This window comes from Shewanella sp. GutDb-MelDb (genome assembly GCF_002836075.1).
Classification (GTDB): Bacteria; Pseudomonadota; Gammaproteobacteria; order Enterobacterales; family Shewanellaceae; genus Shewanella.
This window is the reverse complement of sequence record NZ_PJBM01000180.1, coordinates 1-12,122: the sequence shown is the minus strand read 5'-3', so window position 1 is coordinate 12,122 and position 12,122 is coordinate 1. Positions and strand designations below refer to the sequence as shown.

10 protein-coding genes are annotated in these 12,122 nt (G+C 41.3%); 4 read left to right on the top strand and 6 right to left on the bottom strand.

Going from position 1 to position 12,122, the window contains the following annotated elements:
* The 5 genes from pepN to CXF82_RS09040 form a co-directional block, all read right to left on the bottom strand.
* Window positions 1–1,289, bottom strand: a 1,289-nt coding sequence (gene pepN / locus CXF82_RS09060) for an aminopeptidase N (RefSeq protein WP_102044053.1), incomplete at its 3' end; no start/stop codon positions are given.
* Between the two features lie 74 nt (window positions 1,290–1,363).
* Window positions 1,364–3,406: a carboxy terminal-processing peptidase gene (gene prc / locus CXF82_RS09055; protein ID WP_101091034.1), complete on the bottom strand. Its 2,043-nt coding sequence runs from the start codon at window positions 3,404–3,406 to the stop codon at window positions 1,364–1,366.
* Between the two features lie 33 nt (window positions 3,407–3,439).
* A complete protein-coding gene (gene proQ / locus CXF82_RS09050) occupies window positions 3,440–4,078 on the bottom strand; it encodes an RNA chaperone ProQ (protein WP_101091035.1) in 639 nt (212 codons plus the stop codon).
* Window positions 4,079–4,363: 285 nt separating this feature from the next.
* Window positions 4,364–4,822 (bottom strand): GAF domain-containing protein, encoded by a 459-nt coding sequence (locus CXF82_RS09045; RefSeq protein ID WP_101091036.1) that lies wholly within the window; start codon window positions 4,820–4,822, stop codon window positions 4,364–4,366.
* Between the two features lie 94 nt (window positions 4,823–4,916).
* Window positions 4,917–5,198: a YebG family protein gene (locus tag CXF82_RS09040; protein ID WP_102040060.1), complete on the bottom strand. Its 282-nt coding sequence runs from the start codon at window positions 5,196–5,198 to the stop codon at window positions 4,917–4,919.
* A gap of 196 nt (window positions 5,199–5,394) precedes the next feature.
* Between CXF82_RS09040 and CXF82_RS09035 the strand changes: the two genes are divergently transcribed.
* The 3 genes from CXF82_RS09035 to CXF82_RS09025 are packed head-to-tail and all read left to right on the top strand — an operon-like array spanning window position 5,395 to window position 9,257.
* The gene (locus CXF82_RS09035) at window positions 5,395–6,021 is read left to right on the top strand and encodes a paraquat-inducible protein A (protein WP_101091038.1); all 627 of its coding nucleotides are present in this window, start codon (window positions 5,395–5,397) and stop codon (window positions 6,019–6,021) included.
* Window positions 6,011–6,655, top strand: coding sequence for a paraquat-inducible protein A (locus tag CXF82_RS09030; protein WP_101091039.1), 645 nt, complete (start codon window positions 6,011–6,013; stop codon window positions 6,653–6,655). The genes CXF82_RS09035 and CXF82_RS09030 overlap by 11 nt, the downstream gene beginning before the upstream one ends.
* On the top strand, window positions 6,633–9,257 hold the full coding sequence (locus CXF82_RS09025; RefSeq protein ID WP_102044052.1) for an MlaD family protein: 2,625 nt from the start codon (window positions 6,633–6,635) through the stop codon (window positions 9,255–9,257). The genes CXF82_RS09030 and CXF82_RS09025 overlap by 23 nt, the downstream gene beginning before the upstream one ends.
* A 97-nt stretch (window positions 9,258–9,354) precedes the next feature.
* Here the strand turns inward: CXF82_RS09025 and CXF82_RS09020 are convergent, their stop codons facing one another.
* Window positions 9,355–10,581 (bottom strand): nucleoside recognition domain-containing protein, encoded by a 1,227-nt coding sequence (locus CXF82_RS09020; protein WP_102044051.1) that lies wholly within the window; start codon window positions 10,579–10,581, stop codon window positions 9,355–9,357.
* Window positions 10,582–10,692: 111 nt separating this feature from the next.
* On the opposite strand from CXF82_RS09020, the gene rsmF reads away from it, so the two are divergent.
* Window positions 10,693–12,117, top strand: coding sequence for a 16S rRNA (cytosine(1407)-C(5))-methyltransferase RsmF (gene rsmF / locus CXF82_RS09015; protein ID WP_102040057.1), 1,425 nt, complete (start codon window positions 10,693–10,695; stop codon window positions 12,115–12,117).
* Window positions 12,118–12,122: the final 5 nt, after the last annotated feature.

Below are 12,122 nucleotides of genomic sequence, written 5' to 3'. Positions count from 1 at the left end.
TCGACCTTACTAGCATCTTCCATTGCAGCGACAAAATCATCACAAGTAACGGCCTGCCCATCGTGTCTTTTAAAATACAACGCCATACCCGCCTGGAATTTTCCTTCACCTAACAAGGTGTGGATCATACGAATCACTTCAGCGCCCTTGTTATAAACAGTGACCGTATAAAAGTTATTCATTTCGATCACTGATTCAGGACGGATCGGGTGTGCCATTGGGCCTGAATCTTCAGCAAACTGTTGGTTTTTCATTACCTTGATAGCATGAATACGGTTAACTGCACGAGAACCTATGTCAGAGCTAAACTCCTGATCTCGAAAAACGGTTAAACCTTCTTTCAAGCTTAACTGAAACCAATCTCGACAAGTGACTCGATTTCCTGTCCAGTTATGAAAATACTCATGACCAACAACGGACTCAATACCATGATAATCATCATCTGTCGCTGAGGCTTTATCTGCTAGTACATACTTAGTATTAAAGACATTGAGCCCTTTATTTTCCATGGCGCCCATATTGAAAAAATCAACGGCTACAATCATGTAAATATCGAGGTCATATTCTAAATTAAAGCGGGTTTCATCCCACTGCATCGACTTCTTAAGTGACGCTATCGCGTGATGCGCTTTATGTAAATTCCCCTTATCAACAAACACCTGTAACTTGACGGGTCTATCACTACGAGTGATGTACTCATCTTCTAAAAGATCGAAATCGCCTGCAACTAACGCAAATAAGTAAGCTGGTTTTGGAAAGGGATCATGCCATTTCACATAATGTAGACCGTCTTCTAGATCACCACTAGCAACAAGATTACCGTTACTGAGTAAGAATGGAAATAATGCCTTATTGGCTTGAATACGAACGGTATAAATGGCCAGCACATCGGGTCGGTCTAGGAAGTAAGTAATACGTCGGAAGCCCTCTGCTTCGCACTGAGTACAGTATGCGCCGTCAGACATGTAAAGGCCTTCAAGACTGGTATTTGCTTCAGGGTCCAGTATAGAAATAATTTCTAAATCAAAGCTTTGAAGATCCGTCTCTATAGTCAGCTGGCTAACCTGCTCGCTAAATTCAGCTTCAACACCATTAATTTTGACTGATTTAAGTTGAATATCTTCACCATCAAGGATTAAAGGCTCGCTATGAGTACCGACTTTGGTCACTTTGCTTGTAGCTACTATTACTGTTTGTATACCCGCTAAAGAGATATCTAAATCAAGATGAGATATTTGAAAACGCGGTGCTTGGTAATCTTTGAGATACTTAGCTTGTGGTTGTGTCATTGTAGGCCTACATATTCTAATTTTAGGTTAAAAAAAACGCGCTAAAAGCGCGTTTTCTAATTCAGGATGAATCACTATTTTTGATTCTTCGCTACTTTCTCTACGTCGACTAAATCGAGTGTAATGTAAGCAGTTTCATCAAGAAATGCATCTGTTTTTTCAGTGTCATCTTCAATATCGTCTAACGATTTAACAATCTCTAGACCTTCTCGAACTCTACGTTCATTGACACGATCAAGTTGCTTCTTATCATTTTCATCACGTTCAGCGAGTCGTTCACTTTCGACCAATGAAACGGTCTTGTCGTTATGACTCTCTTTAAACTCCGCTATATCTTGGAAGATATAACTGAATTCAACGTCAGTCTTAATTCTTTGCTGATGTTTACCATCAAGATTCTGAATTAACTCTGGGTATATTTCATTTAACGTACCGTATTGAGCAACAGGTACCTTATCCCACGGCAGTGCATTTTCTTCTTCAGCCTCGCCATATTCACCAGGCGCTAATGCACTTGGGAACGGAATATCAGGGGTTACCCCTTTAAGTTGAGTGCTACCGCCATTGATCCGGTAAAACTTTGCGATAGTGTACTGTACATGGCCAATAGGCTTCTCATACATATCGTATATACGGCCAAGTCCTTTATGCTGTTGCACAGTACCTTTACCAAAGGTAGATTCACCTACAATCAACGCGCGGTCATAATCTTGCAGCGCTGCAGCAAAAATTTCTGAGGCTGATGCACTGTAACGGTCTACCATCACGGTTAAAGGACCGTCATAAGTCACTCTTCCGTCATTGTCTCTATTTTGCGAAACTCGACCATTAGCGTCACGTATTTGTACAACAGGACCTTGTTCAATGAACAGACCGGTAAGCAAAGTTGCTTCTGTTAACGCACCGCCACCATTCCCGCGCAGGTCAATAATAATCCCTTCAACTTTTGCCTCTTTCAGCTCAGCAAGCTCTTTAGAAACATCCTTTGAAAGGTTCATATAAAAACCAGGGATATGGATTACGCCCACTTTACGATTAGCGTAAGGACCTTCTGTAGGTTCAACAACCTTTGATGTTGCTGCACGGTCTTCTAGTCGTATTTTATCTCTAACAATTGTTAGTTCAAAAGGCTTGGCACTCGATCCGCCTTTATTTGGCAAGATCTCTAAAACAACCTTACTGCCTTTTGGTCCTTTAATTAACTCGACTACATCGTCTAAACGCCAACCGATAACGTCAACAACGTCTTCACCTTCTTGGCCAACACCAACGATCTTATCTTCTGGTGATAACTTCTCACTTGTCGCCGCTGGACCACCTGCTACTAAGCTCTTAATAATCGTGTAATCGTCATCGACTTGAAGCACCGCACCAATACCCTCTAGGCTCAAATTCATTTCCATTTGGAAACGTTCAGCATTTCGAGGAGATAAGTAGCTAGTGTGGGGTTCTACCGTTCTTGCAAATGCGTTCATCACCCCTTGGAAAACATCTTCACTGTGGGTTTGACTCAGACGCTTAATTGAATTGTTATATCGCTTCGATAAAACAGTAACTATTTCATCCCACTTTTTGCCTGTGAGTGAAAGATTAAGCGCATCGTATTTGACTCGCTGACGCCAGAGTTCATTTAACTCAGCTTCATTTTTAGGCCAAGCAGCATCTTTACGATCGAATTCGTAAGCATCGCCGACGACATCAAACTTCATCTCTTTATCTAGCAGAGAAAGTGCATAGGTAAACCGTTCATAGCGACGCTTTTGAATGACTTCAAACATTGAATATGCTTGCTGGAGATTGCCACTTTTTAACATTTCGTCAAATTGAGTTGAATAAGCCATAAAGCTATCAACATCGGATTGCAATAACACATTCTTACGATAATCTAATTGCTTAAGATAACGCTCGAAAACTTGCTTTGAGAACGCATCGTCCATTTCAAAACGATGGTAATGTGATCGGGTAAACAAACCAGTGACGCGTTTACTCGCCACCTTATGTTGGGGTTCCTGCTTTAAAGCAGGTAACTCGCTGAATTGAATAGTAGGGCTAACAGCCCACGCCGAGAATCCTACAAAAATACTGGCGATAGATACAGCCAGAGACATTTTCCGCATCAACAAGTTACTCCTTTACATGCTTTTAAACCATTACAGTAGTATGTATTCCGCTTTAACTTTAATCGTTAAACCTGAATCTAGCTGAACTTGAACATCTTCTTTTTTGATATCCAAAATAACACCAGCTACTGGCGCCTTACCTAGTTTGACATTTACACGTTGATTTTTCTTCAACTCAGCCAATACTGCAGGCGTTAAAATTGCTACCGCGACTTTCTCTTTTGCAGGTTTTGCGTTAGTAGCCGCTTTCGGTCTTCTCGCAACCGGTTTTTTAGCTGGCTTGTTAGCAGTAGCTGAAGGCGCTGGAGTTTTACCTGCCTTCGCTATTCTTTTTGCTTTCGCTTTTTCCTGACTTTCTTTAAGTGTAGCTTGAGCATGGTCAACGTGCTCTTGTTCTAGCTCACCACAAGAATTACCATCTAAATCGATACGGTGTGCACCGGCTTTCACACACTTAAGGTAACGCCAGCTACTTGTGTATCTTCTTAAAGCGATTCTTAGTTGAGTCTTACTGACTTTAGAATCATCAGCTAACCTTTCCGCTAAATCTTGAAACAACCCGATTTTTAATGGTTTCGTTTCACCTTCAGCAATAAAGCATAAAGGAAATGTTTCATATAAGTACGCAAGAATAGCGTTGGTATCGGTCAACTTTTCTGTTGATTCCATCTTTACTTCCACAGTTTAAAAAAGGGACACCACCAAAAGAGTTTATCTCTCTCATTGATTTACGTGTCGTTTATATTTGTCTGATTATGACCTAAAGCACAAATTAATAATGATTAATTTATATTTTTAGTGCCAAAATCAAACCTACCTTAGCAACAACCTATCATAAACGCTATTGATTCGCTTTAGCGAATAATCACGATTTGAAATTTCATTGCTCAAACCGCTCATTATAGAGACGCACGAAATGATTGCGACCACCAATTAGCAATAATTGGTCGTAGATTAACCAAATAGGCAGTTTTCGAGACTTTTAACCATCGTTTCCACACCACGCTGGTCAATTTCATCAAATCTTGATAACGAAGGGCTATCGATATCGAGTACTCCGATAACAATACCATCTCGCCTAAAGGGCACAACTAATTCTGAAACACTGGCAGAATCACACGCAATGTGTCCCGAAAATTGATGTACGTCGGCAATTCTTTGTGTTTGATTTTTTTCCACTGCTGTGCCACAAACACCTTTACCTACCGGAATACGGGAGCAAGCAACTTTCCCTTGAAAAGGTCCAAGTACTAACAGATCATTCTTTAATAGATAAAAACCAACCCAATTAAGGTCAGCTAAGTTGTCATTTAACAACGCTGAAAAATTGGCTAAAGCGGCAATTTGATCATCTTCACCCGTCAGTAAAGCGGTAACCTGACGGTTTAATGTGTCATAAAACGACGCAGTCATAAATATCCTTTAACAGTTCCATCAATTAAAACAAATAAATTCGTCGCATTTTACCAACAAACAATCAATTTCAAACAGACTATTTTCGACTTTTTTAGTTTGAATCAGTCTTTTTAGATACTTTTTTAGCGGGTGTACTTTTTTCCGGTGCACTACCTTTCAGCAAAGATTGCAGCTCATCTTTATGTTGCGCCAAATAAAAACCAATTTTTTCAATATCATTATCTTCGAGTCCTAGTTCAGATTTACTTAGAAAAGGGATCAAGTTGTCAGCGACATCAAGCATCTTGTCGTAGGCATCAGCCTCCTTCTTCGATGTAAAAGTCATCTTTTCAACCCCTTCTCTAACTACGACAAATTTTGTTATAACGGCCATAATTAACCTCACACTGTTTTTATATACAGTAAAGAGTCTCACACATTGAAGTTCTTATGCAAGTTTTCTTGAAAATCTGGTAGGCTTATCAATATAAGGACTCTGTATTAATCAATTGCCTACGCATAAATTGAGTTCAATATCACGATAAAGCTTTTTCTTTAACTTTGTACGTTTTATAGAGGTTTTAATTCTTATGACATCGGACGCGCTAGATAATAGTGTTACTTTATGTCGGTCTTGTGACCTCGTCATCAGAAAGCGTGCATTGCCTACAGGCGTCAGAGCCCTTTGTCCACGCTGCCACACCCAGCTCTATGACACACCATATTGCTCATTAAATGGCATGCTAGCACTGTGTATTACCGCAATAATATTTTTCTTCCCTGCCAATACCTACCCAGTGCTAGAGTTAGAATTTCTTGGTAGCATGCGTACCACAACGGTATTAGAAGGCGCTTTAGCAGTATACCAACAAGGCTACTGGATTGTTGCCATTGCAGTAATGACTGCCGCAGTAATTGCACCAGGCATTCTACTTATGTCTATCTTGATACAAATCGTTATCATAAAACATGGATTGCAGCATCGTCTATTAAGGTCAATATTAAAGCAGGCATTAAAACTACAGGGATTGCTGACACAACTCACAATGCTCGAAATTTATGTCATTAGCTTTTTAGTGGCCGCTTTCAACCTTGCCGACTTTGCTACAGTTTCATTTGGTTTCGGCACCTTCTGCTTTACAATGCTGTTTATTATGAATTTATTCCTTTTAAGAGAGTACGATTTGGAGCATATGTGGAGTTTTCTTGAAAAGTAACCCAAACGAATCCACATTAGGTAAGCAAATAGGCCTAACATGTTGCCCAACATGCAATAAGGTTACCTGTGCTGAATCAGCTTGTTGCAGTCGCTGTGATACCAAACTCGTTATTAGAGATTATGGGAGTTTACAAAAAAGCTGGGCTTTGTTAATCACAGCCGCGATTTTACTCATACCCGCGAATCTATACCCGATAACGACGCTTACAAATCAGGGGCAAGTCACTCAAGACACTATTTTTTCGGGTATCGCACACCTTGTAAAAACAGATATGATCCCTATAGCAATCATATTATTCACGGCGAGTATTTTGGTGCCATTATTAAAAATAATTGGCCTTACCATATACTTAACCGCGATCAGTTTTAAATTACCTATTTCAAAAAAGAATTTGATGATAGGTTTTCATATTATTGAATGGATAGGCCGTTGGTCTATGCTGGATCTTTTCGTTATTTCGTTAACCGTTGCCGTAGTTAATATGGGGCAATTACTAGATGCGAAACCCGCACCGGCTGCTACTGCATTTGCCTTGGTCATTTTACTGACGCAACTGGCAGCAAAAGTAATTGATACGCGTTTACTCTGGGACCGACTGGAAACAAAAAATGACTCAAGTACAAACACCTAAAGTCGTAAAGAAAAAACTGTTCTCGCCTATTTGGTTATTGCCCATTATTGCGCTCGCGTTAGGCGCTTGGCTTGGCGTAAAAAGCATCCGAGAATCAGGTGTAGAAGTGAGAATTCATTTCCCAAACGCTACCGGAATGGATATTGGTAAAACACTGGTTAAATACCAAGGTTTAACAGTAGGAAAAGTGGCCGATATCAGTATTGATGATCAACTACAAGGTGTGAATGTCGATGTATTAATGGACTATCGCTCTTCGCCTTTTATCAATAAAGGGACTAAATTTTGGTTGGTAACGCCGAAAGCTTCAATCACAGGCATCGAAGGACTAGACACTCTATTTTCAGGTAACTACATCAGCATTTTGCCCGGTGAAGGTGAATCACGTTCATTTTTTGAAGCTGAAATTACCGCCCCCGTTATTACCCCTGGTAATGAAGGCCTTATTGTCAACATAACCTCGGATAAGCTAGGGTCTTTAGACGTTGGCTCACCGCTCTTTTATCGTCAAATTCCCGTGGGACAAGTCGTTGGATACCGCTTAGACAATAGCCAAAAAATCATTGTAACGGCGTTTATTCAGCAACAATATGCCAGTTTAGTCAAAGTTGATTCACAATTTTGGAATGTATCAGGGATCAGTATTGATGCATCACTTTCAGGGATAGAAGTTCGCAGTGAAAGCCTCGCCTCCATCCTAGCCGGTGGTATTAGTTTTAGCTCTAGTGATCATTCTGACGCTGCTCAGAACCAACATGAATTTTCTTTATACGACAGTGAAGAGCAAGCATTCGGTGGTGTAGAGTTGATGCTTACGGCGACGGGATCTGAATCCGTATCAAAGCACACGGCAATTATATTCAGAGGCATTAAAATTGGCCATGTCACTGATAAAATATTGACGGATGACGGAGTCAGTTTACTTGTTAAAATTGACAGCCAATATAGTGAGCTACTCGCTGGCAGTTCGTCATTCTGGCTAGAAGGCGCAGATATCTCTCTCAATGGTATAAAGCACCCTGAAAGATTATTGACCGGCAGCGTGATTAACTTTACTCCAGGTACTGGAGAGCCACTGCAGCAATACCCACTGTTAACTGACCAACCGCAGCCTTTAAATACGCAAAAACTGGCTTTAACGTTACATTCCGATACAAACCCGGGTATTTCCGCGGGTGCTGAACTGCGATTTAAACAGATAAAAATAGGCACTGTGTTGTCTAGCCAACTCAATGCTGCGTTAACAGAAGTGGAATATAACATTGAAGTCGACGCTGATTTTAGTTCGCTTGTCACTAAAGACAGTTACTTTATCGCCGAGTCGGCATTATCTATTGAGGCTGACCTTGGAGGCGTTGCCGTTAAAACACGTGATTTAAATACTTTTAGCCTTGGAGCATTAAGCTTAGTCAGAAGTAGTAATAATCAGCAGATCGCTAAGGGTGCATCATTAAATGTGTTTGCCAACAGCAGCGACGCTAAAAGCTTCTTTAAGAATAAGCAGCGAATCAATAAGCAGCTCACCAGTAAAGACGGAGCGGACGTGATTAAAGGTTCGCCAATTTATTATAAAAAAATGCAGATTGGTCAAGTAGAACAAGTCGAATGGCAGCGTAAAGAGAATAATTTCATCATCGATATCAGTATCCAAAAATCATTTGCCAGTTTACTCAACGACAAAACGGTATTTTGGCGTAATAGCGCATTATCAATAAACGCCAGTCTAAACGGTATCGAAGTTGAAGTCGCACCACTTCAAGCTGCCATTAAGGGTGGGATCACATTGGGGTTACTCGATAGTCCAGTGCTAGACAATGGCAAACACCTATACGATTCAAAATTTCTCGCCTTGAGTCAGTCAACAACAATCTCATTAACCTTCCCTGCCACGGTTAAATTGGAGAAAAAAGCACCCATCCGTTATTTAGGCCACAAGGTGGGTGAGGTTCACTCTGTGGTACTGAGTAAAGATCTATCTGAATTAAACGTAGAGGCTTACCTTTATGGTGATTATGCCGCCAGCTTTAATCAACAAGATGCTAGTTTCTCGATTGTCGATGTCAGAGTGTCTCTAGCAGGAATTGAAGCGCCAGAAACCATCCTAACAGGGCCCTATATTTCAGTGTTCCCAGGCGTGAGTGCTCAAACATCATCAGAGTTTATCGGTTTAATTGAAAAGCCGTTTCATAATATTAATAACGCGCTCACCTTCGTCATCAGCAATGATAATTTGGGTTCGATCAATAAAGGCACCGCCATATTCTTCCGTGGTATTAAAGTCGGTCAAGTTGATGAATACAGATTGATAGCAGATGGCACCAGCGTTGAAATGACAGTACACGTAGATAACCAGTATCGACACCTTATTAATAACACCAGTGTATTTTGGGATCTTTCCGGGGTAAAAGTTGATGTAGGTCTTTTCTCTGGAGCCAAAATTGAAACGGGGTCTCTAGAAACTATTCTTGCCGGTGGCATAGGCTTAGCGACCAAAGAGATTACCAACTCGGATAACATGATTAATACCGACTACCGCTTTTCTCTTAGCTCAACAGTAGATCCACTTTGGCTTGAATGGGCGCCTAAACAAACGGCTCAATAGAGCCTGAGACATTGAATCTCTTTAAAAAGACGCTGCTCTTCGGTAGCGTCTTTTGATGTAATAACTATCGTTATGTACCCAAGTCGCTTAGAGATCATTAACCATAAAACTGGTAACAAACAATAATAGCTGCCGAAATACCGGCGAGATCAGCAAACAAACCACACGCTAAAGCATGCCTTCCATTGCGAATGCCTACCGCGCCAAAATACACAGCCAGTACATAAAAAGTGGTTTCAGTACTGCCCTGTAAAATAGCTGCCAACCGCCCAGCAAAAGAATCGACCCCATAATGCTGCATTGTCTCTAGCATCATCGCCCTCGCCCCTGAACCACTAAACGGTTTCATGATTGCGGTTGGCATTGCATCAACAAAACGTGTATCCCCGCCTGCAAATGCGACGAGTCCAGCTAACAGTTCTAAAGCGTAATCTAACGCACCAGAGGCGCGTAACAAAGCAATAGCAAGTAACATTGCAAGCAGGTAGGGAATAAGCTTTATTGACTGAGAAAACCCCTCTTTAGCGCCTTCAATGAACTCATCATAAACCGCCACTTTTCTAAGTCCTGCAATCAACACAAAGCTGAAAATGAGTAACAGCAAAATACCATTGCCCATTGCGGTGCTCACCTCCCCTATCGCTGTTACTGTTAGGGTCGACAAATAAAACATCAGCGCCGTTAACGTCGCTAAAATACCTGCTGCATAAGCAATAACAACAGTATTAATAATTGATAGACGCTGCACAATTGCCACAGCCAAGACCCCGGCTAACGTCGATGCAGTCGTCGCTAACAAGATGGGCAGAAATATATCTGCAGGTGCGACCGCACCTTGCTGCGCCCGATATAGAAATACCGTGACGGGCACCAGCGTTATAGAAGAAGTGTTGAGCACCAAGAATAATATTTGAGCATTGGTCGCGGTATGCTTTACCGGGTTTAATGTCTGTAAGTCCTGCATCGCTTTTAACCCTAACGGGGTTGCTGCATTGTCTAGACCAAGCATGTTTGCCGTAAGGTTCATGGTGATACTGCCATAAGCGGGGTGTCCACGTGGCACCTCAGGCATCAACCTCGATAATAGCGGCTCGAAAGCACGAGAGAAAAATGCTACAACCCCCGCTTTTTCACCAACACGCATCAGTCCCATCCACAGACAAAGCACACCTATCAATCCTAATGCTATTTCAGCTGCCAGCCTTGCACTCGAAAAAATGGCTTCAATACTATGACTCAGTACAACGACATTACCGTTCAATAGCTGGATAAATATTGCGGCTAACGCTATAGCAAAAAAGCCAAACCAAATCTTATTTAGCACTGAAGTTCCTTTCCTTATCTAGTACAACGCGACGCAGTTCTCTACATGTGCTCCCACTATATCGCTGTTTAGGGTTATAATCTGAATACTTTATCGCATTATCTTCGGCATATGGCTCATTTAAATCAGAATTTTATCAGTAGCATTGAACAAGATCTTCCATCTCACCTTACCATGGAAGACTTTATCCGTTTCAGCAACAAGCCACTGCGGCCCTCTATACGTATTAATACGCTAAAAATATCAGCAGAAAATTTCATCGCATTGATGACGCCTAAAGGCTGGAATTTCACCCCAATACCTTGGTGTGAACACGGCTATTGGATTGAACTGAGCGTTGGCATACAACTCGGCAATACCATTGAGCATTTACAAGGGCTGTTTTATATTCAAGAAGCCAGTTCAATGTTGCCCCCAACGGCACTCATTACCGAAGGGCAAAACTGTACCAAACAATATGTGCTCGACATGGCATCAGCCCCTGGGTCAAAAACAACACAAATAGCAGCTCTGATGAACAACAAGGGATTACTTGTTGCTAATGAGTACTCCGCTAGTCGAGTTAAAGTCTTACATGCCAATATAGCGCGAATGGGTGTTTCTAATTGCGCGCTAACTCATTTTGACGCCCGTGTGTTTGGCGAGTACTTGTTTGAAACGTTTGATTCCATATTACTCGATGCACCATGCAGTGGTGAAGGCACCATTAGAAAGGATCCCGATGCCTTAAAAAACTGGGATAACAATGATGTTAAAGGCATCGTAAACACGCAAAAGGAATTAATAGACTCAGCTTTTCAATCACTAAAACCAGGGGGTGAATTAGTTTACTCGACCTGTGCTTTAAGTCGAAAAGAGAATCAAGATGTTTGCGCTTATTTAAAGGAGCGTTATTCTGATGCTGTTGAGTTTGTTAATTTATCATCACTATTCCCTGGTGCAGAGAGAGCTTGTACTGAAGAAGGCTTTTTGCATGTATGGCCACAAATATATGATAGTGAAGGTTTTTTTGTCGCTAAAATAAAAAAGGTATCCAGTGTAGAAAGGCTATTACCTGAACCCCGAAAGCAAAAAAACTTCCCATTTGAGAAGGCCTCAGCAAAACAGGTCGAAGCACTAGCCGACTATCTTGAGACTTCCTTTAATATCATTGTGGCCAATGAAGCGGATATCTATGTTCGCGATGCCGAATTATGGCTTTTCCCTAAGCCCTTTCAGGCTCTTATCGGAAAAATGCGTTTTCAACGTATAGGGATCAAGCTGGCTGATACCTTAAAGAAAGGCTTTAAAGTGAAGCACGAAGCGATTTCGGCATTAACGACACCAACAAGCGTTGCGTTAACTGATGAAGAGGCGCAAACGTTTTTGATGGGACGTGATATCGCATTGATTGAAAAAATTAAGCCTCAAGGCGAAACTATTGTCAGTTATGCAGGTTGTTCTTTAGGTGTCGTTAAACACCTCGGTAATAAGCTAAAAAACAATCTTCCCAGAGACTTAGTCAGAGACAAAATTGCTCGCTACCCAACATTGTAATTTTT